Annotated in this window: 20 protein-coding genes and 2 pseudogenes; 2 read left to right on the top strand and 20 right to left on the bottom strand. The window is 49.7% G+C overall.

Going from position 1 to position 23,893, the window contains the following annotated elements; translation table 11 throughout:
- Positions 1–142: 142 nt before the first annotated feature.
- A complete protein-coding gene (locus tag DW085_RS02675; RefSeq protein ID WP_106999734.1) occupies positions 143–1,732 on the bottom strand; it encodes a peptide chain release factor 3 in 1,590 nt (529 codons plus the stop codon).
- A gap of 430 nt (positions 1,733–2,162) precedes the next feature.
- Here DW085_RS02675 and DW085_RS02670 point away from each other — a divergent pair, with 430 nt between their 5' ends.
- A complete protein-coding gene (locus DW085_RS02670) occupies positions 2,163–2,816 on the top strand; it encodes a type III pantothenate kinase (protein ID WP_347474953.1) in 654 nt (217 codons plus the stop codon).
- Between the two features lie 119 nt (positions 2,817–2,935).
- Here DW085_RS02670 and DW085_RS02665 read toward each other — a convergent pair whose 3' ends face one another.
- Both DW085_RS02665 and sigG read right to left on the bottom strand, forming a co-directional pair.
- Entirely contained in the window at positions 2,936–3,724 is a 789-nt protein-coding gene (locus tag DW085_RS02665) for an SseB family protein (RefSeq protein WP_106999732.1), read from the bottom strand.
- A 450-nt stretch (positions 3,725–4,174) separates the two neighbouring features.
- Positions 4,175–4,951: an RNA polymerase sporulation sigma factor SigG gene (gene sigG / locus DW085_RS02655; RefSeq protein ID WP_106999731.1), complete on the bottom strand. Its 777-nt coding sequence runs from the start codon at positions 4,949–4,951 to the stop codon at positions 4,175–4,177.
- Positions 4,952–5,243: 292 nt separating this feature from the next.
- On the opposite strand from sigG, the gene DW085_RS02650 reads away from it, so the two are divergent.
- A complete protein-coding gene (locus DW085_RS02650; RefSeq protein WP_243033897.1) occupies positions 5,244–6,260 on the top strand; it encodes an acyltransferase family protein in 1,017 nt (338 codons plus the stop codon).
- Here DW085_RS02650 and sigE read toward each other — a convergent pair.
- From sigE to DW085_RS02570, 17 genes and pseudogenes are all read right to left on the bottom strand, one after another.
- Positions 6,214–6,972, bottom strand: coding sequence for an RNA polymerase sporulation sigma factor SigE (gene sigE, locus DW085_RS02645; RefSeq protein ID WP_106999729.1), 759 nt, complete (start codon positions 6,970–6,972; stop codon positions 6,214–6,216). The genes DW085_RS02650 and sigE overlap by 47 nt on opposite strands.
- Positions 6,973–7,027: 55 nt before the next feature.
- Positions 7,028–7,816 (bottom strand): sigma-E processing peptidase SpoIIGA, encoded by a 789-nt coding sequence (locus DW085_RS02640; RefSeq protein ID WP_181357137.1) that lies wholly within the window; start codon positions 7,814–7,816, stop codon positions 7,028–7,030.
- Between the two features lie 337 nt (positions 7,817–8,153).
- A pseudogene (gene ftsZ / locus DW085_RS02635) lies at positions 8,154–9,379 on the bottom strand (cell division protein FtsZ).
- Between the two features lie 200 nt (positions 9,380–9,579).
- The gene (locus DW085_RS19505; RefSeq protein WP_243033896.1) at positions 9,580–9,735 is read right to left on the bottom strand and encodes a hypothetical protein; all 156 of its coding nucleotides are present in this window, start codon (positions 9,733–9,735) and stop codon (positions 9,580–9,582) included.
- Positions 9,732–10,352, bottom strand: coding sequence for a cell division protein FtsQ (locus tag DW085_RS02630; protein ID WP_243033895.1), 621 nt, complete (start codon positions 10,350–10,352; stop codon positions 9,732–9,734). Before DW085_RS02630 ends, DW085_RS19505 begins: the two co-directional genes overlap by 4 nt.
- Positions 10,324–11,607, bottom strand: coding sequence for a UDP-N-acetylglucosamine 1-carboxyvinyltransferase (murA, locus tag DW085_RS02625; RefSeq protein WP_118293738.1), 1,284 nt, complete (start codon positions 11,605–11,607; stop codon positions 10,324–10,326). The genes DW085_RS02630 and murA overlap by 29 nt, the downstream gene beginning before the upstream one ends.
- Before the next feature lie 106 nt (positions 11,608–11,713).
- Positions 11,714–12,868: a putative peptidoglycan glycosyltransferase FtsW gene (locus DW085_RS02620; RefSeq protein ID WP_117795227.1), complete on the bottom strand. Its 1,155-nt coding sequence runs from the start codon at positions 12,866–12,868 to the stop codon at positions 11,714–11,716.
- A 277-nt stretch (positions 12,869–13,145) separates the two neighbouring features.
- Positions 13,146–14,495, bottom strand: a complete 1,350-nt coding sequence (murD, locus tag DW085_RS02615) for a UDP-N-acetylmuramoyl-L-alanine--D-glutamate ligase (protein ID WP_106999726.1) — start codon at positions 14,493–14,495, stop codon at positions 13,146–13,148.
- A 10-nt stretch (positions 14,496–14,505) separates the two neighbouring features.
- Positions 14,506–15,462 carry a phospho-N-acetylmuramoyl-pentapeptide-transferase gene (mraY, locus tag DW085_RS02610; protein ID WP_022360215.1) on the bottom strand — a complete coding sequence of 319 codons (957 nt, stop codon included), beginning with the start codon at positions 15,460–15,462 and terminating at the stop codon, positions 14,506–14,508.
- Positions 15,463–15,550: 88 nt separating this feature from the next.
- Positions 15,551–17,331: pseudogene (locus tag DW085_RS02605) on the bottom strand (penicillin-binding transpeptidase domain-containing protein).
- A gap of 195 nt (positions 17,332–17,526) precedes the next feature.
- Positions 17,527–19,656, bottom strand: coding sequence for a penicillin-binding protein 2 (locus tag DW085_RS02600; protein WP_243017101.1), 2,130 nt, complete (start codon positions 19,654–19,656; stop codon positions 17,527–17,529).
- A complete protein-coding gene (locus DW085_RS02595; protein ID WP_118293741.1) occupies positions 19,634–20,113 on the bottom strand; it encodes a cell division protein FtsL in 480 nt (159 codons plus the stop codon). The genes DW085_RS02600 and DW085_RS02595 overlap by 23 nt, the downstream gene beginning before the upstream one ends.
- A gap of 91 nt (positions 20,114–20,204) precedes the next feature.
- Positions 20,205–21,143: a 16S rRNA (cytosine(1402)-N(4))-methyltransferase RsmH gene (gene rsmH / locus DW085_RS02590; protein ID WP_022360211.1), complete on the bottom strand. Its 939-nt coding sequence runs from the start codon at positions 21,141–21,143 to the stop codon at positions 20,205–20,207.
- Positions 21,140–21,565 (bottom strand): division/cell wall cluster transcriptional repressor MraZ, encoded by a 426-nt coding sequence (mraZ, locus tag DW085_RS02585; protein ID WP_022360210.1) that lies wholly within the window; start codon positions 21,563–21,565, stop codon positions 21,140–21,142. The genes rsmH and mraZ overlap by 4 nt, the downstream gene beginning before the upstream one ends.
- 229 nt (positions 21,566–21,794) lie before the next feature.
- Positions 21,795–21,980, bottom strand: coding sequence for an aspartyl-phosphate phosphatase Spo0E family protein (locus DW085_RS02580; RefSeq protein WP_106999723.1), 186 nt, complete (start codon positions 21,978–21,980; stop codon positions 21,795–21,797).
- A 332-nt stretch (positions 21,981–22,312) separates the two neighbouring features.
- On the bottom strand, positions 22,313–23,464 hold the full coding sequence (locus DW085_RS02575; protein WP_022360208.1) for a sodium ion-translocating decarboxylase subunit beta: 1,152 nt from the start codon (positions 23,462–23,464) through the stop codon (positions 22,313–22,315).
- A 63-nt stretch (positions 23,465–23,527) separates the two neighbouring features.
- Complete coding sequence (locus DW085_RS02570) at positions 23,528–23,884, bottom strand: biotin/lipoyl-containing protein (protein WP_106999722.1); 357 nt, start codon at positions 23,882–23,884, stop codon at positions 23,528–23,530.
- Positions 23,885–23,893 lie beyond the last annotated feature (9 nt).

The raw sequence follows: 23,893 nt of genomic DNA, 5'->3' as shown, positions 1-23,893 counted from the left end.
TCTCTTGTTTTACCATGCCCAGAGGTGCAAAACCTGCGGTTTCACACCCCTGTCCGGGTGCGCCGTATAGCAGAAATCCCCCTTTCAGCGCCTGAAAAATAAATTTTCCATTCGCTGAAACGGTGCTTTCCGCTGCATGGCTTTAGTTACGCCCAAACTCGCTTAACTTAAGCTTCGGATTCCGCTCTTCCACCATTCCCACACTCCAGCTGTTGACAAACAGAAGCAGTGGATTGTCTTTGAGGTCTTTGATCCGCTTCATATCCGAAGTTCCCTGAATCTTGGCAACGTCGATCTCGTCAGCGTTTTCTACCCAGCGGATGTACTCGTATGGAAGTTTTTCCAGCTTGACTTCTACATTGTACTCATTTTCCAGACGGTAGGTCAGTACCTCGAACTGGAGGACGCCGACTACGCCGACGATGATCTCTTCCATACCTGTGTTGAACTCCTGGAAGATCTGGATCGCACCTTCCTGAGCGATCTGGCTGATGCCCTTGATGAACTGCTTGCGCTTCATCGTGTCCATCTGGCGCACGCGTGCAAAATGTTCCGGTGCGAACGTAGGAATGCCTTCAAATTCTACCTTTTCACCTGTACAGAGTGTATCACCGATCGAGAAAATACCCGGATCGAATACACCGATGATATCGCCCGCATATGCCTCCTCGACGATCTTTCGATCCTGCGCCATCATCTGCTGTGGCTGGGAGAGACGGATCTTGCGTCCGCCCTGCACATGCGTTACTTCCATGCCTGCCTCAAATTTGCCGGAACAGATACGCATAAATGCGATACGGTCGCGGTGCGCCTTGTTCATATTTGCCTGAATCTTGAAGACAAACGCGCTGAAATTCGGAGAGAACGGATCCACCATGCCGGTTGTCGTATTTCTCGGCAGCGGCGAGGTTGTCATTTTCAGGAAATGCTCCAGGAATGTCTCTACACCAAAGTTTGTCAGCGCCGAACCAAAGAATACCGGGGATAAATTTCCGCGGCTGACACGCTCCATATCCAGCTCATCGCATGCGCCGTCCAGAAGCTCGATATCATCCATCAGCTGCCGATGGTAGTCTGGACCGATGATGGAGTTAACCTCATCGCCCTCTAACGAGAACTCCTGAGATGCGACCTCCTTCTGTCCGCCCATTGCTGCTGTGAAGGTTGTGATCTTCTTTGTGGCACGGTCATACACGCCCTTAAAATTCTTACCGCAGCCGATCGGCCAGTTGACCGGGCAGGTACGGATGCCGAGCACGCTCTCGATCTCATCCATCAACTCAAACGGATCGCGCGCCTCGCGGTCCATCTTGTTGATAAAGGTAAAAATCGGGATGTGGCGCATAACGCAAACCTTGAAAAGCTTGATCGTCTGCGCCTCGACACCCTTAGAACCATCGATGACCATGACCGCCGAATCGGCTGCCATCAGAGTACGGTAGGTATCCTCCGAGAAATCCTGATGTCCTGGTGTATCCAGGATATTGATGCAAAATCCCTCATAATTAAACTGTAATACGGAAGAGGTAACCGAAATACCTCTCTCCTTCTCTATCTCCATCCAGTCAGAAACCGCGTGCTTGGCCGCTTTTCTTCCCTTGACCGTACCAGCCAGGTTGATCGCGCCTCCGTAGAGAAGAAACTTCTCCGTCAGGGTTGTCTTACCAGCATCCGGGTGGGAAATAATGGCGAATGTACGCCGTTTTTTGATCTGCTCCGCTATATTTTCCAAAAAAATCTTCCTCCAAACTTACTACCATTCTTTAACTTTGTCTAAACGTATTTATTCTATATTATTTTAAACGAATACGCAAGTCCAAGTTACGGTTCACTCACGCGCGATCGGTAACAGATCTTAAAAACATTTTTCATCTTCTTCTTGATCCTTTTCTTTAAAAAACATATAATCATACTATTAACGTGGATATATAATAAATAGTAACAGTTGAACATATGAAACCGTTGCGATAACTATACAATCAACTTTTTATAAGAGATGTTGATTATTGTAGAGATGCAGGAGATATAAAGGAGTTATTTTATGATTCTAGCTATCGACGTTGGAAACACCAACATTATTATCGGCGTGATCGACGCAAAAAAAAACGTATTTTGTAGAACGCATCACGACCACCATCGGAAAACCGAATCTGGAATATGCCGTGGCGCTGAAAAGTATTCTTGAAATTTACCATATTGCCCCAGATCAGCTTGATGGTGCGATCGTCTCCTCGGTCGTTCCGCCGCTTAACCGGACGATTCTTGCCGCCATCCGTAAAATAACGGGACTAAACGCAATGCTGGTCGGTTCCGGCATGAAAACCGGCTTAAACATCCTGATGGACAACCCGAAATCCGTCGGCAGTGATATGATCGTAAACGCAGTCGGTGCCCTTGCAGAGCATGAACCGCCAATCATCATCATCGAAATGGGAACCGCTACGACCATGTCTGTCATCGACAAAAACGGACGCTATGTCGGCGGCGCGATCCTGCCGGGACTTCGCGTTTCCCTCGACAGCATGAGCGCCAGCACTGCCCAGCTGCCGCGCATCAGCCTCGATACGCCGCGCCGTGTCATTGGCAAAAATACCATAGACTGCATGAGAAGCGGCGTCATATTTGGCAATGCCGCGATGATCGACGGTATGCTGGATCGCATCGAGGAAGAACTCGGAGAGAAAACTTCCATCATCGCCACCGGCGGCATCTCCAAGATTGTCCTGCCGCTCTGTTCGCATACGATCACGTATGATGGGGCGCTGTTGATGAAGGGATTACTACATTTATATGAAAAAAACAGGAGAACCGAATAATCAAAAAGGCTGTCTCTCGGCAGATGCATCTATATGATACATTCTGATGGGAGACAGCCTTTTCACCACAGTTTATTATGCTGACATCTATTCATTACCGGTCACGGTCACAGCAGCATTTATTTTACAACCTTCAGCTTCATATTCTCTTTCTCAATCCGATCCAGCTTCTCGCCGTCCAGACGGAGTGCAAATCCAAACGGATTTACCACGATTCCATTCACGTAATCCAGATATTTTTTCAGATCGCGGAAGCGGACTTCCATTGCTCCAAACTGATGTTTACGGTCAAATTTGCCAAATTCTACTAAATCCGTAAATGCCGGGTAATAGCGTACACCCTTTCCGGTGGTCAGAACCGGTACTGCCGTCGTCTTCTGCGGGTCAGCAACCGGAACCAGCAGACGCGCACCGTAAAGCTCTTTGCACATCAGATCCTGCATCTGTGGGAATGCCTGGTGCTGTACCAGTGCCTGATAGAACTGATTTGCAGAACGGACCAGGGACGGGTTCATCACGATCTCGGATGTATCCTTTGGTTTCTCGATGATGCTGAACAGCGACATGGACATATGATTTTCCTGTCCCTTGTCGATCACAACTGCCTCAAAACCGCTGCGGTAGAGGTCGTTGAAAAAGGAAATACGCTGTAATGGGCGGATCTCCAGTACCTTCGTCTCTACACCGACCATCTCCAGCCCTTTCACGAACTCATCTGCATACTCGCGGCTGGTGTAAAGGAAAGCAGCCGCCTTGCCGTTCTCTGCACCCAGGAAGAAGTTTTTCGTCGCATGGACAGTCACAACAAACAGTCCCGGCTCTCTCTGAAGCAGCTCCAGAACCTCTCCCATCACTTTTTTATCTGCTTTATCCTGATGTTCTTTCATCAGCTTACGTAATTTCTCCATTTGAATTCCTCCGGCTCTTTTTAATGTACTCTCGGAATCTTTCTGTGCTTGATTTTGTGAGATGATTTTTTGTCAGCTGTGCCCAAATTTCTGAGGCGTACGCGGTGCGTACGTTGATGAAATTCGGGTACGGCTGGCGGAAAATCAGCCACAAAAGCGAGTGCAGAAAAGACTCCGAGAGTACATTTTATCATGCGCGAGGCTCAATCCGCCTGCGCCTGTCTTTTCTACTCTGTCTGCTGTCCATGACTGCCTGAGTGTCGCATCGCCAAGCTGCCTTTATCACTATATCAGATGGAATACTCCGCTCAACCCCAGTCAGATAACAGTCATCTGCTTGATTTTCAGATTCTTTTTGCAGACTATATCTCCTATATTTTAACACAGAGCCGCCAAACAATCAATCAGAAGAATCTCACACAATCCCTATAACACAATCCCTATCAACATTCAGCTCAAATAATGCTTCATGCTTTTTAACGCACTCTTCTCCAGCCGTGACACCTGCGCCTGCGAAATATGGATTTCTTCGGCAACCTCTGTCTGGGTCTTTCCCTCAAAAAAGCGCATATCAATAATGCGGCGTTCCCGGTCCGGCAGGCGCTGCATCGCCTCCCCCAGCGACAGATCCTCGACCCAATGTTCCTCTGAATTTTTCTTGTCACTGAGCTGATCCATCACGTAGAGCGGATCGCCGCCGTCCGTATAGACCGGTTCGTACAGGCTGACCGGGCTCTGGATAGCATCGAGCGCATACGCAATCTCCTCTTTGCTGACTCCCAATTCTTTGGCAATCTCGCAGAGTGTCGGCTCCTTTGACTGCTTTTTCAGCAGATTTTCACGGGTATAGATCGCTTTGTATGCCGTATCGCGGAGCGACCGGCTGACCCGGATTGAATTGTTATCCCTCAAATACCGTTTCACCTCCCCCAGGATCATCGGAACCGCATACGTCGAAAAACGGACATTCTGGGTAATATCAAAATTATCAATCGCCTTGATGAGGCCGATACAGCCAATCTGGAACAGATCGTCCACATTTTCCCGGCTACCCGAAAAGCGCTGTATTACACTGAGCACCAGCCGCAGATTCCCCTTGATATACTGTTCTCTTGCCTCCCGATCGCCCTTTAGAATCCGGCGAAACAGTTCTTCTTTCTCCTCATTACTTAAAAGAGGCAGCTTGGATGTATTGACCCCGCAGATTTCCACTTTATAGACCGGCATTTCCATTCCCTCCGTATGATGGACGATCAACGCAAACGGTTGAATCGTTTTGATTTTTGTTTTGTCACCTATACATTAGAATGGACAATTCAAAGCTCATTTATACCCGGACAAATGAGAACCGTTTTCACTCATTCCAATTTCTTGCCTTTTCTGCCGTTCCATAGTAAAATATATTTTCAGGGGTTTTACGATCAATATTATTTATAGAAAATAGAATTCAACCACAAGGAGATCCATTCATGAACACACAAAAAAAAGCCCGTTCCCTCTACTGGGATATCGTAAAGGGATGGGGCATTATTGCGATCGTGCTGGGGCATACCGGATATTTCGCCGGTGCGTTCGTCTATCTGTTCCACCTGCACTGTTCTTCTTTATCACAGGCTATTTTTATAATGAAACGAAATACGGGGATACGCCGTTTCTCTACTTCGGCTCCCGTCTCGCCGGTGCATGGCCCAGGTATATGTTCTACACGCTGTTTTTTGTCCTGCTTCACAACTTTTTTGTAACGCACAGGCTCTATGCGGGACAGGAACTTTACAACCATACCAGAATGCTTACGGCATGGATGAGCAGTCTTTCCTTCAACTCCCCGGAACAGGTTCAGGGTGCCCTCTGGTTTCTGCCGGTCTGGCTGGTGTCCTCCGGACTCTTTGCCGGATGCGTCTGGTTTGGACGCGCAGCTGCCCGCTTCGCCCGGAAAGATAATGTCAAGCTTCCTGTATGTGCATTTGCATGCATCCTGATTGGCCTTGCCGGTGTCTTCTTAAATATGAGAAGCTGCCCGCTCCCTTACAATCTGCAGGCGGCGCTGCTCGTTGTTCCGGTCTATCTCATCGCCTGGCTGATGCAGCAGTTTTTCTCCAATTTCCGCCACTATACGGTCTGGTACGGCTGCCTGATAAGCGCCCTGCTTCTGCACCTGACGAACACAAAGCTTCACATTTTCATCGATCTGGCAAGCATGCACATTCCGGGCGTCTTATTTTATCCGATCTCCATCATTGGAATTTACTTCGTCCTTTCGCTCTCTGACCTGTCCGAGCGCATCAGACCGCTGGCAAAGGTCCTTGCCTTTTTAGGACGCCATTCCTTTGACATTATGGCGATTCATTTCACGCTGTTCAAGCTGATCGATTTTGCCTATGCCCGCTTCATTTTGAAGGAAATACCGGAAACGCTTTCCAACTTCCCGGTCTCCTTCCGCTATGAAATGGGTCCGTTTTACATCCTGATCGGTCTGTTTCTTCCAGCACTTATCGGCTGGTATATAGACCGCATTGCTGCGAAATTTCTTTTTTGAGGCGTTTCATAATCTTCTTTTCCAGCCTCGATATGTATGACTGCGAGATACCCAGAAGGTCGGCAACCTCCTTCTGGGTCATTTCATCTTCCTGCTCTCTCCCCAGACCAAAGCGCAGCTTCACGATTTTCTGTTCCCGCGGATTCAGGCGGTCGATCGCCGCATTCAACAGTTTCCGCTCTGTCTCATCCTCCAGATCCCGGTAAATAATATCCTCATCCGTTCCCAAAATATCCGACAGAAGCAATTCATTTCCATCCCAGTCCACATTCAACGGCTCATCAATCGAAACCTCGAGCTTCGTCTTATTATTTCTCCGGAGATACATCAGAATCTCATTTTCAATACAACGGGATGCATAGGTCGCCAGCTTAATATTTTTATCTACGTCAAACGTGTTGATCGCCTTGATAAGACCGATCGTCCCGATCGAAATCAGATCTTCCACGCCCACGCTGGTGTTGTCAAACTTTCTTGCTATGTAGACCACCAGGCGCAGGTTGTGTTCGATCAGCGCCGAACGCGCCTCTTTATCCTCACTGGTTCCAAATTTTCTTAAAACCTCCGCCTCCCGCACACTGTCAAACGGTGCCGGAAGGATATCGGTTCCCCCGATATAATGAACTTCCCCGTCCCGGTGCATCAGAAATGACCGGAACGACGGCATCATTTTTAAACGAAACTGACCTGGAACTGAAACTTTTATAAACATACGCTTTCCCCCTTATGTTGTTCGCTATGGTTCAGACCATAACGGCTGTTTTTCTTCACAACCAATATTTTTCATTGAGCAGCATCTGATACTCGCCCTTCTGCGACAGCGCCTCCTGTGAAATGGCAATCCACGGCTTCTCAATCACCCGCATACCGCCCTGACCGGACACTTCCATCCGCTCCGCCTGATATGCCGGAATCACGCCGCCGCCCTTTCCGACACTCCGAAATGGGATGTATTGGACACCGTCCTCCCAGGAAAAAAATCTCTCTGCCACACACGCATCCAGCACCTGCACCGGACGCCCCGAAAGCGGCATCGTCAGATGGTTGCCTGTGTCGAGAATCGCCTGCACATGCCGCTCCCTGCCTTTGTTAAAAAGCGTTACCGCGTACTGGTGTTCCAGCTTCATACACCGTTGCATACCAAACCGCCACACCGCAGATGGAATCAGAAAACTCCCCCCCGCGGTAAACAGCCAGAACAGAAGATTCACCCGTATTCCAAGCGGCTGAACCAGTTCCATGCAGCCAGCCGCCAGCATAGATGCTATGTAAAGCCCGATCGCGGCTTCTGCCGCCTCCGACTTCCTACGGATGGAAAATGCCGTCCATGCCATCAGCACGCTCATCGTGGCGCTTAGGAGCATCCGCCCGGCATATCCCAGCGGAACCGGAGCTAACACCATTCCTAACGCATACACGGCTCCCAGAAGACTCCCTGCCAACCGCCCATACCGGCGTTCCGGCAGACGCAGGCAATTCTTCACCACCGACAGAAGCAGGAAATCCGCTGCCAGATTTTGCAGCAGGATGACATCCGCATACACACGATAGGTCACTGTCTCTTCCCACCTTTCTGTCCGACACGGGATATTATAAGAAAAAAGTTCCGCAAAATTTGTCAAACCGAGGGCGCAAAACGCCTGTTTTGATCGCCAAAAATCGGGGGAAAAACGTAAAATTTGAATAGATTCGACATAAGTCGAAGGTCTGAATCGACGATAAAAAAGAATGTGCCTTTTTGTGTAATAGGGGATTCCAAGGAATTTCCTATTACACAAAAAAACACGCATCAGAAATTTTCACTTCTAATGCGTGTCTCTTCCAAAAACAACTGCTTCTGTATATATTTTGTATTTTTGCTAAAGCAAGAGCAGTTCATCTCTCACTCTTATATTATTTCTTATTTCTCAGAAAATCCGGAATATTGATCTGTGTTTCCTGGCGCATCGGGCGGAACGGCTGTGCCGGTGCCGACTGCGGTGCTTCCTTCGGAGCGACTGGCTGTGCCGGTGCTGCTGCAGATGGTGCACGGAAGGTCGGTGCCTTGTAGGTCGGCTGCGCTGCCGCTGCAGTCTGTGCTGCCGGCTGAGCGTATGTATTGCCAGTCGTCTTTGCCTTGAACGGAGTCTTGAACTCAGTCATCGCTTTTGCGACCGGTGTGTTCACACCGTGGGAATCCAGTCCAGTCGCAATAACAGTGATCGTCGCCTCATCCTGTGCATTCTCATCGTACATCGCACCGAAGATGATATTGGCATCGTCGCCTGCAAGCTCCTGTACATAGCTGGCTGCGTCATTTGCCTCGATCAGGCTGATATCGCCGGAAATATTGATGATAACGTGGCTTGCACCCTCGATGGTTGTCTCAAGCAGCGGGCTGGATACAGCCTGCTTAACAGCCTCAAGTGCTTTGTCATCACCCTTCGCATGACCGATACCGATATGAGCGATACCCTTGTCCACCATAACGGTCTGAACATCTGCAAAGTCAAGATTGATAAGACCCGGAACATTGATCAGGTCGGTAATACCCTGTACTGCCTGCTGAAGAACCTCATCTGCTTTCTTCAGTGCATCCGGCATCGTGGTACGGCGGTCTACGATCTCAAGAAGTTTATCATTCGGGATAACGATCAGAGTATCGACAGCTGCTTTCAGTTTTTCGATACCATTGAGCGCATTGCTCATACGGGTCTTTGCCTCGAAACGGAACGGCTTTGTGACAACGCCGACCGTCAGGATGCCCATATCTTTTGCGATACGTGCAATAACCGGAGCTGCACCTGTACCGGTACCGCCGCCCATACCTGCGGTAACGAATACCATATCTGCACCCTTGAGAGCCTGTGCCAGCTCTTCCTGGCTTTCCTCAGCTGCTTTCTCACCGATCTCCGGCTTTGCGCCTGCACCAAGTCCCTTGGTCAGCTTCTCACCAATCTGCATAGCTGTGGACGCCTTGCAGAACTGCAGTGCCTGCTTATCTGTATTGATACCGATAAATTCTACACCGGCAATATCTTCATCGATCATACGGTTGACAGCGTTGTTACCGCTCCGCCGACACCTACTACTATAATTCTGGCAGAGTTCTCTGCTTCATTTATCTTTATCTCTAACAAGATACTTCCTCCTTCATTTTCCCATCTGTTCCGGTTTTATCATCTTTATACTAAAATTAGGGTCTTTTAAATCTAGCCTACCTAATACTATATTTGATTTTCAGCAAAAAATCAATCGTTTCTTTTATAAATTTTCAATAAACCAGTCACAATGTTACTGTTCACACATACGTGCCAGTAACGGATTATGCCGATTCTTCCTAGTTTTTATCAAACCGGTACATCGGATTTGCATTCGATTCATCGTAGCTGTCCAGATAGAGGGTTCCGGACAGATCCGGATAATCCCGCAGAATATCCGTCAGCTCCGAAAGTTTCCCGTTCATCTCACTGTTGCTTCCCAGCTCAACCTTCAAGCTCCTGATTTGAAGCGTCGCTCCTTTTCCTTATTAAAACGGATCTCGTCCACCGCAACCTCGTTGACCGACAGTACCTGCGTCAGGTTCAGAATCTCGTTGAAAACGCTGATATCCTCGACCGGCAGCGGCTGATGCAGCACGATATGTCCAAAGGAAAGTCCGGCAATCTTCGGCACACCCGGCAATGTCTCGCTTGTGCTCTCCACAATGATGCCGTCCTTGTCAAAATACATCCGGCTGTTCATGTAGGAAACGTAACCTACCACACTCTTCTCGTAGACGATCACCTCCACGTCCGACGGGCTGCGGAACACCAGCTTGTAATCCTGCACGAACGGAATTGACTTGTGCGGCCGGAAGCGGTACTGCATATAGCAGAACACCGGATTCCGGCTCAGCCGCGAATCGAAAATAGACGCCTCTATCTGCTCTGCCGTATATTGCCGGTTTCCACTGACATGGATTGTATTAATCTGAAGCAGCGACAGACCGACAAAAAACGCGGCTGCCACAAGAAGTGCTGCCGCCGTGATCCAGATATGTTTTTTTCCACGGCGGCGCCATACCTTTTCCTCTGTCTTTTTTTCAATCTGTATCTTCTCTATCTCCATCATCCTCCCGGCGCCGGATCTCTGCTCCTAATGCCCGCAAGTCCCGGCAAATATCTTCATATCCCCGCTCAATATGTTCACATTCTGATACTCTGGTCCATCCGTCCGCCCCCAGGGCTGCCACCGTCAGGGCTGCGCCGCCCCGCAGATCGCGGGCACGCACCAAAGCTCCCCGCAAGGTTTCCACTCCGTCAATCCGGGCAATGTTCCCGCTACATTCGATGTTCGCCCCCATTTTTTGAAGCTCCGCCGCTGTGCCAAACCGGTTTTCAAATACCGTCTCCCGCAGCATACTGGTTCCATCTGCCCGTGACAGCGCCGCCATCAAAAACGGCTGCAGATCGGTCGGAAACGCCGGATACGGTCCGGTTTTCACCGATACCGCCCGCAGGCGCTGTCCGCTGTGTACATATATAAGTTCCGGTTCCTGATAAAGCGAAACGCCCATATGCTCCAGCACCCCGGTCAATGCACGCAGCTCCTGTGTCTGCACGCCGTCCACGATCACCTCACCGCTACAGGACGCAGCGGCAAGAAGATAGGTCCCGGCTACGATCCGGTCGCCGCCGATCACAAACCGGCTGTCATGAAGCGGCAATCCGCCTTCTATGATCAGCGCATCCGTCCCGATCCCCCGGATCGATGCCCCCATACCATTTAGGAAATGGCACAGCTGTCCAATCTCCGGTTCCCGCGCGCATCCCCGCAGAACCGTCCGCCCCACCGCTGCCACAGCGGCAAACAGGGCATTTTCCACCGCGCCGACACTCGGGAACGGAAAAATAATCTCTGCCCCGCGAAGTCCCGTTGTCTGTGCATGCAGGAAGCCGTCCGACTCCGGTTCCTGTATTTCCGCGCCCAGCGCACGGAGTGCCCGCAAATGCCAGTCGATTGGACGTTTTCCGATCATACATCCGCCGGGGCTGTAGACACCCGCCTCGCAAAAGCGTCCCAGGAGCGCTCCCAAAAGCATAATGGACGAGCGCATTTTCCCCATCGCTTTCTGCTCGATCCGCCAGCCATTCATCTTCGAAGTATCGATTTCCAGACGGTTTCCGTGCAACGCACACCGGCATCCCAGAGAATCAAGAATCCCCATCATACAGAACACATCCTGTATTCTGGGGACATTTTCAAGCACGGTAATTCCGCGGTTTAACACTGACGCCGCCATCATCGGCAAAACTGCATTTTTCGACCCCTGCACCGTGAGTCCGCCCTGAATCCGGCACGGTCCGTGAATCTCGATGAAAGCCAAACAATCCCCTCCCACCGGCATCTATGTATTATTATATGCCAACGAGAGAAAATGGTTCTCATTTTCTATATTTCCCGAAGTAAATATGTAACTCCGCCAAATATTCCTACTGCTCCAGCTTAATCTGGTTCGAGACGCTTAACACCATCCCCATCTCCAGCATCAGGAACATGACGGACGTACCTCCGTAACTGATAAACGGCAGCGTAACACCCGTGTTCGGGATCGTATTCGTAACAACCGCGATATTTAAGATAACCTGAATCGCGATGTGTGCCATCACGCCGATCACGATCATCGCACCCATCAGATCCGGTGCATTTCCAGCAATTACCATGAAGCGGTAAATCATAAACATGAAAATCAGAATGACCGAAATCGCGCCAAACAGACCTAATTCCTCACAGATAATCGAAAAAATCATATCATTCTGCGCCTCCGGCACGAAACCGAGCTTCTGGAGACTCTCGCCCAGTCCCTTTCCAAACAGACCGCCGGAACCGATCGCGTACAGACCCTGGAGCACCTGATAACCGCCGGAACGTGCATACTGCACCGGGTTGACCCAGACATTGATTCGTCCCAGCTGATAATCCTTCAGGATATGGAGCTTTACCAGCAAATGCCCTATATAGGGGGCGACCGCCAGAAGTCCAACGCCGCCTCCGATGCAGAGAAAAAACGGCCATTTGATCTTGCACGCCACAAACAGCATCACAAACACGATGCCGCAGATGATGATACCAGAACTTAAGTTGTTCGCCGTAACTAAAAGTGCCAGCGGCGCCGACAGCGCCACGATAAATCCGACTGCCCGCAGCTGGTTGATCCGCACGCCCAGATTGGCAATCAGAACCGCCAGAAGCAGAATCAGGGAAATCTTGACAATCTCGGTCGGCTGGAACTGGAGCGGTCCCAGGCGCAGCCAGCGCTTCTTACCATGCGATGCCACGCCCAGAGGTGTAAAACGCGTCAGAAGCAGCGTCACATATGAAACGATATATCCCAGCATCGCAAACCGCGCAAACCAGTGATAATCTATCTTGGAGACGATATACATCGCAACAAAGCTGACACCCGCGATGCCCGCCTGACGAAGCATAAAATATCCCGGATTGCCGTAATCAAGCTGCGCCTTATAGGAGCTCGCGCTGTAAATCATGATCAGTCCGAATACCGTCAGGAAAATGATGGTAAACAGCAGACTGTAATCATAAAACCGATGTGGTTTTTTCTTTTTAATTTTTCCCGGTTCCGGCATACTTCCACTCCCCTGCTTTTTGTTGTTACAGTTTCGAAATTCTGCCTGTAAACGGCAGTTTTTCCTTCAAATCAGGGCTGCCGCAGACAAATGCCGGCTGCGACAGCCCCCTTAAATACATTAAGCCTTTATTCGTTACTGTTCACGCATACGTGCCCAGTAACCTTTATTCTTCCAATACCGAATTGCTGCGTGCTTTGCACTCCGCAATTCTCAAAAGTCACAATTCCTCCTGCAAGCAATCTTGCGTCGGATTTCCGACCTTTGAACCTTGGTATTACAAATTTCTCACAAACTCTTTGAATTTGCGTCCGCGCTCTTCAAAGTTCTTGAACTGCCCCCAACTTGCACATGCCGGTGAAAGCAGGACGTTATCGCCCGGATTTGCGTAGGATGCACATACCTGTACAGCCTCCTGCAGATCTTCCGCGTACATGATATCATTGAAGCCGTGGCGTTTTGCACACTCGGCAATCTTGTCGCGGGTCTGGCCGATCAGCACCAGATAGCGTACCTTTCCGCCAAAGCTCTCGATCCACTCGTCAAACTCGGAATGCTTATCATATCCGCCTGCAATTAATAAGGTCGGTCCCGGCATCGCCTTGATCGCCTGCATCGCTGCATCCGGGTTGGTTCCCTTGGAATCGTTGTAGTATTTGACGCCGAAACGCTCGGTTACGAACTCAATGCGGTGTTCAACTGCCTTGAATTCCTTGATCACCTTCTGGATCTTCTCCAGCGGAACGCCCATGTTCATACTGATAGCAACCGCTGCCATAACATTTTCATGGTTATGACGGCCAAGTAACTTCAGATCGTGGATATTGACAATCACGGTCTCTTTCTCGCCGTCGTTGTATACAATCTCATCCTCTTTCAGGTAGAAACCTTGTTTCAGGGTACGCAGACTGGAAAAATATACCACCTTGATGTCTTTTAAAGTCTCACCAAATTCACGCAGTACCGGATCCTCATAGTTCAGGACGCAGACATCGCCCTCTTTCTGGTTCTTGGTAATGCTCTCTTTCGTCTCGATGTAGCATTCCATCGTCTTATGACGATCCAGATGATCCGGGGTAATATTTAAAATAGCGCTTACATTCGGGTGGAAATCGGTCATGGTCTCCAGCATGAAGCTCGATACCTCTGCAACAGTTACGGTCTCATCCGTTGTCTCCAATGCATGGAATGCAAACGGCTCACCGATATTTCCAACTACAAATACGCTGTCATAGAATGACTTCATGATCTCGCCGGTCAGGGAAGTCGTCGTTGTCTTTCCGTTCGTGCCGGTAATGGCTGCCATACGTCCTTTGGCACAGTGATATGCAAGCTGCATCTCGCCCCAGATCGGAATACCGGTTTCACGAATCATCTCTACAAACGGTGCATCGGTCGGGATGCCCGGGCTTAAAATTGCCAGCTCCACGCCTAACAAATCCGTCTTTTTCAGCTCTCCGAGGACGAACGTGATCGTCGCGCCTTCGTCAAATTTCTTTTTCAGCTCCTCTGGATCCAGTTTTTCATTGCCATCGTAAAGCACTACCTCTCCGCCTTTTGAGAGAAGGAGCTTTGCAGCTGCAATACCGCTGATACCTGTTCCTGCTACTAATACTTTCTGACTCATAATCTTCCTCCTATAATCCTAAGTATGCTATAAGGCAAAGGATTGCCGTAATAATCGAAAATACGCCTACGACCCTGGTCTCAGACCATCCGCAGAGCTCGAAATGATGATGGATCGGCGCCATCTTGAAAAAGCGCTTTCCGCCCGTCTTCTTAAAATAGGTTACCTGAATAATAACAGATAATACTTCCACCAGATAAATCAGACCCACGATCGCGATAAAGATCGGCATCTGCATCATAAAGGCACTGGAAGCGACAAAACCGCCGAGTGCCAGTGAACCGGTATCGCCCATAAACACACGCGCCGGATAGACATTGAACAGAAGAAAGCCCAGAAGACTTCCAACTACTGCGCCGGTAATCGGGCTAATGCCGCTGTTCTCCCCGATCGCCACGATCGTAAAGAACGTTGCTACCAGAATCGTCACACTGGTGCACAGGCCGTCCAGACCATCTGTGAAGTTCACGCCATTGTCAGTTCCCAGAATGATGAAGAACAGTGCCGGTACAAACAGCCAGACCGGAAGCTGTAAATACTTGCCGGTAAATGGAATCAGCATCCCTGTTCCGATGTCCGGTGAGGTTACAATATAATAGGCAAAAATACCTGTGATCACAAACTGTCCGATCAGCTTCTGGATCGGATTTAAGCCCTCCGAACGTTTCATCACGATCTTGATGTAATCGTCCAGAAATCCAACCACGCCGAATCCAACGGTCATAAACAGCACCGGAATGATCTTCGGATAATCCCGGATATAGAGCAGAGACGTAATGATGATGCTGGAAAGAATTACCAGACCGCCCATCGTCGGGGTTCCCTGTTTTTTCAGATGCGTCTGCGGCCCATCATCGCGCACCTGCTGTCCGAATTTCAACCTGTGGAGAAACGGTATCACGATCGGGCACAGCACTGCGCTGACCACAAATGCGATGATAACCGCCAGTATTGTTTCATTTACCATGTCACACCTCTAACTTATCTTCCTATGTATACAGAGATAGTTCCTCAAATTATACACTTCAATAGTATACGTCTTTTTAGGGGAATAATCAACCTCTTTTCTCCACCCCCAGATACGGCAAAATGACCTCAAACAGATCGCGGATCACCGGGGCGGCAATCGTCCCGCCATAGTAGATTCCTTCCGGTTCATCGATGGCGATAAGCGCGATCACCTGCGGATCGTCCGCTGGTGCAAACCCTAAAAATGAGGAAATATATTTTTTCCGGCTTCTTGGAAGTTTCTCCGAAGTTGCCGTCTTTCCGCCGATCCGGTAGCCCTCGATCCGGGCGTTTTTCCCACTCCCCTCTGCCACCACCTGTTCCAGAATATAACGCAGCGTCTCACTCGTCTGCTCCGATAAGATCCTCTCCCCTTTTGGATAGGAAAACGCGTGGACTGCCTGACCATCTGCCCGCACGGCACGGATCCCGATGTGCGGTGTGATGCGCGTGCCTCCGTTGATCAGGGAGGATGCCGTTGTAATGAGCTGGATCGGCGTGATCTGAAACGACTGCCCAAAAGAGACGGTCGCCAGCTCCACCGGTCCGATCTGATCCGGCTGGTGCATGATCGTCCCCGCCTCACCCGGAAGATCAATCCCAGTCTTTCCCAGCAGACCAAACTGCTTAAAATACTGATAGTACCGCTCCGGTCCCAGCCGCTGTCCGACATCGATCAGAACAGGATTGCAGGAATTCATCATTCCCTGTAAAAACGTCTCCCCGCCGTGTCCGCCCACCTTGTGACACCGAATCTTCCGATCTTCCACGATCCGGAATCCTGGGCAGGAAAACTGATCAGTCAGGTTGACCACGCCCGCCTCCAGTCCCGCAGCGCAGTCACGATTTTGAATGTAGACCCCGGTTCGTATGTATCATTTAAACAGGGATTGCGCCACATCTGATTGAGGAGAGCTTGTTTATTTTGCGCTGATGCTGCGTGTGACTGCACTTCATTCTTCCAGGATATGTCTTCTTCTGTTTCTGAATCTTCGTTTTTTCCATCTGTCACCAGCTCAAACGGCTCATTCAATGAAAACTCCGGTGCATTTACCATTGCATAGATTTCCCCGTTCTTCGGGTTCATCACGATGATCGAGACGCGGTTCGCATTCTTTTTCTGCATCGTCTGGTACGCCGCCTGTTCCGCGTACATCTGGATATTGACATCCAGACTCGCCTGCAGATCCCGCCCTGCCTCCGGCTCGATGCGATCCTCCGCCTCATTTTCCAGCTCGATCCCCGCCGCGTCCGTGAGCGTCAGGATCTTGCCATCCGTGCCCTTTAAATACTTCTCATACTGTACTTCCAGACCGATGATCCCCTGATTATCTCCCCCGGTGAACCCCAGCACTTTCGATGCCAGACGTCCATATGGATAATATCGTTTATAGTCCTCATCCACCTTGACCCCCTCCAGGCGCATTGCCCGGATCGCATCGCCCCGCGTTTTCTCCACATTAGACTTGATCACCTCCCTGGAAGATCGTTTTTCCGTCTTTTTCCGCACCTCTGCCTCCGGAAGTCCCAGTTCTTCGCTCAAAACCCGGATAACTGCCTCCGTATCTTTTACCTGATTATGAATCACAGAGATGGTACACACAGTCCGGTTATCGGCGATCACCGTTCCGTTCCGATCAAGGATCCGCCCGCGCGGCGCTTTGATACTGCGCTCCCGCTGATGCAGCTCCTCCGCCATCTGGCTGTAATAATCCGCTTTATACAGCATGAGGAAGAACAGTCTCCCCGCCAATCCTGCCATGCACAGGCAGATGGCGGCGCACAAAAAGACAGTTCTTCCTCTGTGATGCGTCCGGTTCCGATTCATACTGCTTCCTGTCTGATCTCATTGCTACAGTATATCATACGAACCGTTTCTTTATTCTGTATTTTCGTTACTGTTCACACACGTGTGCCCAGCAACGGGATTTTGCCGATGCTACGCATTCCAAATCGGCAAAATCTGCTGCCAGAACTGTATCGTACGGATTTTTCAGTTCAGAAAATTCCTACCTGTGAACAGTTACTCATTATCCGCTGTTCCGGTGTCTCTGCCCGTTTCCGCCGTTTCACCGTTTCCAACCGCCGCCGATTCATCCTGCACATTTCCCATCGTATCCGGATAGCTGTACTCGTCTCCGGAATCGATAAATTCCTCATCGTAGTTCGCCCAGCCGCCCTCCGGAGCCGGAGTCGTCTCTGCCGGTGTTTCAGCTGCATTCGGATCCTCGGTCGCTGTGCCGCTTATAATGCCTTCTTCCTGGCTGGAAAGATTGGTCTCGAGATCCTGTGCCGCGCCGCCTGCCGGGAATACATTCTTATATGGAAGGACTTCCGCCATAATCTTGCTGAAAATCTCGCTGGCAAAAGTCGAATGTGCCTGCTGCTCGCCCGGCAGATGCGGGGTATCTACTACCACATAGCAGAGTACCTGCGGATTGTATGCCGGTGCATATCCGATAAAGGAAACCAGATAATTCTTCTCCGCACGCGGCTGCTTCTGCGCCGTACCTGTCTTACCAGCCACTTCGTAACCGGCAACTGCCGCCGCGCCCGCGGTACCGCCATCACCTGATACTGTCTGGTAAAGCGCATTATTAATGAAGTTCGAGGTCGATTCCGAAACCGTCTCTCGCACCAGATTTGGGGAAACGGATTTGACAACGGATCCTTCGTCGTTCAGAATCTCTTTTACCACATGCGGCTCATAATAGGAACCGCCGTTGATTAAGGACGCATATCCGGCTGCCATCTGCACCATCGTACAGTTATAGTTCTGTCCAAATGCGTTGGTCGCCAGAGAAGCCGGATCCATATTGGATGCCTGATAAATCAGACCTGACGCCTCGCCCGGAAGGTCGATGCCCGTCTTCTCGCCAAATCCGAAAATCTTCTGATACTGGACAAACTTCTCTTTTCCCTCCAGTGATACAATACGCATCATAACGACGTTGCAGGATTTCATCAATCCCTGTGTGATCGTCAGCGGTCCGTGACCGGCTCGGGCAACACACCGGATATCCCAGTCTCCGAAATGCAGTTTTCCGCCGCACTCAAAGACCTCGTTTCCGGAAATCGCGCCTTCCTCGATCGCCCCGGCTACCGTAAATGCTTTCTGTGGAGAACCCGGCTCATAGGAGTCGCTCACGCAGAAGTTTCTCCACATTTTATACCACGCCTCGGACTTCGTCTTTTCATCCATCGCCTGGATTTCCTCATCCGTATAGTAGGTGCTTAAATTGTACGGATCATTCAGATTGTAACGGGTCGTCGTATCCATCGCCAGGATCTCACCGCTGTTCGGATCCATGACGATCGCCGCCGCCAGATTACTTCCAATGCCCGCCTGCCACTCATCCAGATATTTCTGGACAATCTTCTGGATGTTGACGTCGATCGTCAACTCCAGCGTCCTTCCGTTCTGCGCCGGTTTTACCGTTCGCTCGACGTTCGAATCGCCGTTTAAATAACCATACTCACGACCGCTCACACCGTTCAGGATATCATTATAATACTGTTCAACACCGCCGGATGCATTGCCATCCTTGAGGGCAAAACCAACCACATTGCATGCCAGCTCATTGTACGGATACGTTCTCTTATATTCTTCCTCGAACCATACGCCCGTGATACGCTGGTTGCCGCCTTCCTCCGTCGGCAGCGCCCGGTATTCCTTGTTCTTGTCCTTCTCATAAGTCTCAAACTTCTCTTTGTCTTCCGCTGGAAGCTGTTTCGCATAGATCACATACTGGCTGTCTTTTTTCTCCTCGATCATCGCCTGCAGCTCGTCCCGCTTGTAACCGAAGCACTCCACCAGCGCGTCCAGCGTGGCATCGAGATACTGGTAGTTCTCCTCCGTATCCAGAATCTGCTTCGGATCGATGACCAGATTGTAAACTTTCTCGCTAATCGCCAGATACGTCCCGTTCCGGTCGATAATATTGCCGCGCTTGTAGGGAATCGTGCGGCTCTCATAGTCCTGATGGCTCAGGACTATCTGATTGTACGACTCGCCCTTACTTTTTACCAGATTATAAAGCACCAGCACCAATGCAAACAAAGCCAGCATAATTACCAGGACGGTAATTGCCAGCTTTTCCTGCATATATTTCCGAAAGGTCTGTCTGCCGTTAGTGTTTTGGGATGTCCTCATACTGTCTTACATACTCGCTTTCCGTCTTGTCATATAAAAGAATCTGATCCTTATTTGCATATACCATGCCGAGCTCTTCGGTCGCCACTTTATATACATGATCCAGATCCACATACGTGTCAATCCGGGTCTGAAGTGCATCATTCTCGGACTTCAGGTTCTCCAGTTTCAACTCCAGATCCTCAATGTGGCTGATACGGGTCGTGATCGACGCCTGCTTATGCAGATAATTCATACATAAAACCAGCGTGATCAGCGCAGCGATGGTCAGCGCCAGCACATACGGTCCGTTCATGTAAAGCGCCTTTTCCTGGTTGCGGCGCACGGCGTGTTTATGCCGGTACTCCTCTCTCTCATCTCTTTCTGGTCTTATCTCCACGGTTCTCTGAACTTTTCGCACGGTATTACCGTCCACATACGTGGAGGCCGATACATGTTGTCTCCTTCTGACAGACATAACGTTCCCTCCCTGCTCTTTCGCTTTTTCTCTCTTTTATCTCCCCCGCACCTGAAACGATCTCTGTTCTGCGGTGCAGTTATGCTTTTGTTTATGATTTTTCAAATACCCGGAGCTTTGCGCTCTTGGAACGCGGGTTTTCTTCCATCTCCTGATCGGTCGGAAGAATCGGTTTTCTTGTAATCACCCGGCCGCGGCTTTTGCGTCCACAGACACAGACCGGAAAATCCGGCGGGCAGATGCATGGATTTTCATTCGTCCGGAAACGGTTCTTTACGATTCTATCTTCCAGGGAATGGAACGTAATGATCGAAAGCCGTCCGCCCGGTGCCAGGCGCTCAATCATCGTATCGATCGAATCTTCCAGCACATCCAGTTCCCGGTTTAACTCGATCCGGATCGCCTGAAACGTACGCTTTGCCGGATGACCGCCGGTCGCCCGGACCTTTGCCGGAATCGATGCCCGGATGATCTCCGTCAGCTCGCCTGTCGTCTCAATCTCTTTTTTCTGTCGTGCCTGTACGATGTGTTTTGCAATATTCTTCGCAAACCGATCCTCACCGTAGTCCCGGATGATCCGGTACAGTTCCATCTCACTGTAGGTATTGACGATGTCCTTCGCGGTCTGCTCATTTCTCTGATCCATCCGCATATCCAGCGGCGCATCGTCCTCGCGATAGGTAAATCCCCGTTCCGCTGTGTCAAGCTGGAAAGAAGAAACACCCAGATCCAGATAAATTCCATCCACCTGCGGAATCTCCAGCTCATCTAACACCTGTGCAATCCGCTCATAATTGCTCCGCACAACGGTTATCTTATCTCCAAAGGGAGCCAGACGTTCTGACGCAGCCGCAATCGCGTCCGCATCCTGATCAATCCCGATCAGGCGTCCGCCGTCTCCCAGCCGTGCCGCTACCTCGCTCGCGTGACCGCCGCCTCCCAGTGTCCCATCCACATAGATACCCTGGGGCTTTACACAGAGACTGTCAACCGTCTCATTTAATAATACTGATTTGTGATTAAATATCATATGCCAAGGCCTTCCATATTTTCTGCAATCTCTTCCATGTCATCATAGACATTCTTCTCCGCCCAGGTCGCCTTGTTCCAGATCTCGATCCGGCTTCCGACGCCGACCAGGACAACCTCCTTCTCGAGTCCTGCAAAATCCCGCAGAACCGAAGGAAGCAGGATTCGTCCCTGACGATCCACCTCACACGCCGAGGCACCTGCCAGAAAGAAACGGGAGAATTTTCTGGCATTCTGATTGGTAAGTGGGAGTGCCTGTAACTTCTCTTCGAACTTTTTCCACTCAGTGTTATCGTACACAAAAAGACAGCCATCCAACCCCTTTGTCACCACAAATTCGTCTCCAAGCTGTTCCCTGAACTTCGACGGAACGATCAAACGTCCCTTCGCATCGATTGTATGATTGTATTCTCCCATGAACATATCAATCACCCGTCATCCGATGTGTACCACTTTTGTGTCCCGAAAATCCATTTCGTTCCACTTTTCACCACTTTCTACCACTTGTTATGTTTATTTTAGTACATGCCCATCAAAATGGCAAGGTCTAAATCGAAAAAAATCAGAAAACTCAGGCACCGGTTCTTTTTCCGAACACATGTACCTGAGTTTTCTGTACTTATCTATATTTGTTTCTATTTCCACTCTTATTTTATAGCGCCGTCTCCAGCCCTCTTTCAGTCTCCGTCTCCAGCCCGATATACTGATTTAAGAGTTTGTCAAGCTCCACACTGTAGTGATAAATTGTGTCATATGCTGCCTTTGTGTCAATATTTTGATTCAGCTGCTGTCTTGCCCGTTCAATCTTTTGAACTAATTCTTCTCTCATATCCGCCATCCTATGCATTCTCCTTTTCTATTCTCTAGTGCCATTCCTCCTTACTTCACTGTCATTTTACGTCTTCCACCAGCAAAAAGCAAACTATTTCGACCGATTAAATTCGACAAAAAACGACGTTTGTTACTGTTCACACACGTGTGCCCAGCAACGGGATTTTGCCGATGCTACGCATTCCAAATCGGCAAAATCTGCTGCCGGAACTGTATCGTACGGAATTTTCAGTTCAGAAAATTCCTACCTGTGAACAGCAACCGACGTTTGCATATAACAATAGGGCAGGATCCCGAAGAATCCCACCCTACTATATAAATACATTATTCAGAATAAACCTATTTCACGCCAAAGATAGCCATGAATGTACCTGCTGCTACGGCAGTACCGATAACACCAGCTACGTTCGGTCCCATTGCGTGCATCAGAAGGAAGTTGCTCGGATCTGCCTCAGAACCAACCTTCTGGGATACACGTGCTGCCATCGGAACTGCAGATACACCTGCGGAACCGATCAGCGGGTTTACCTTACCATGAGTTACCTTGCACATAATCTTACCGAAGATAACACCTGCTGCAGTACCCAGAGCGAATGCAATCAGACCCAGAACTACGATCTTGATGGTATCCAGGTTTAAGAAAGCCTCTGCACTGGTAGTAGCACCTACGGAAGTACCCAGGAAGATAACGACGATGTACATCAGGGCGTTGGAAGCAGTCTCTGTCAGCTGCTTAACAACACCAGACTCACGGAACAGGTTACCAAGCATAAGCATACCAACCAGCGGAGCAGTTGTCGGCAGAATCATGCAGACAACGATTGTAACAACAACCGGGAACAGAATCTTCTCCAGTTTGGATACCGGACGAAGCTGCTCCATACGGATTTCTCTCTCCTCTTTGGTGGTAAGGAGTTTCATGATCGGCGGCTGGATAATCGGAACCAGAGCCATGTAGGAGTAAGCTGCTACGGCAATCGGTCCCATCAGACCTGTCTGACCAAGTTTACCAGCCAGGAAGATAGAGGTCGGGCCGTCTGCACCACCGATGATGGAGATAGCAGCCGCAGCCTTATCGTTGAATCCCATGAAGATAGCCATGAAGTAAGCGCCGTAGATACCGAACTGAGCAGCTGCACCGAGCAGGAAGCTCTTCGGGTTAGCGATCAGCGGACCGAAGTCTGTCATCGCACCGACACCCATGAAGATGAGGGATGGTAAGATACTCCACTCATCCAGTAAATAAAAGTAATGTAAAAGTCCACCAACTCCGTTCGATGAGTCTTCAATCGATCTCATAATATCCGGATAGATATTTACAAGCAGCATACCAAAGGAAATAGGAAGAAGCAGTAACGGCTCGAATCCTTTTCCGATTGCCAGATACAGGAAAATCAGCGCTACGAAAATCATAACGATGTTTCCAAATGTCAGGTTTAAGAATGCTGTCTGCTGAAGAAGATTGGACAATGTAGTTGTTATATATTCCATATTAATTCCTCCAAACGGAATAACATATCCCGTATTTTTTCAGCCAGTTTTATAAAAATTAGATTAGTTTAATGTAGCAAGAACTGCGCCCGGTTCTACCATATCGCCTACTGCAACATTAACACTGGCAACGGTACCGTCCTGAGGAGCTACGATCTCGTTCTCCATCTTCATAGCTTCCAGAAGCAGGATAACCTGACCACGTTTTACAGCTGTGCCAGCTGCTGCCTTAATACCAAGGATCTTACCTGGCATCGGGGATGTGATGGTTACGCCGCCTGCTGCCGGTGCTGCTGCTGGAGCCGGAGCTGCTGCCGGTGCTGGAGCTGCTGCTGGAGCCGGTGCTGCTGCGCCTGCAAATCCTTCTTCTACGGTTACCTGATATGCTGTACCATTTACGGTGATAGTATAATTCTTCATTTTAAATTC

It is taken from the genome of Clostridium sp. AF50-3 (assembly GCF_003477445.1).
GTDB lineage: Bacteria > Bacillota > Clostridia > Lachnospirales > Lachnospiraceae > Otoolea > Otoolea fessa.
This window is presented reverse-complemented; position numbering and strand designations above follow the sequence as displayed.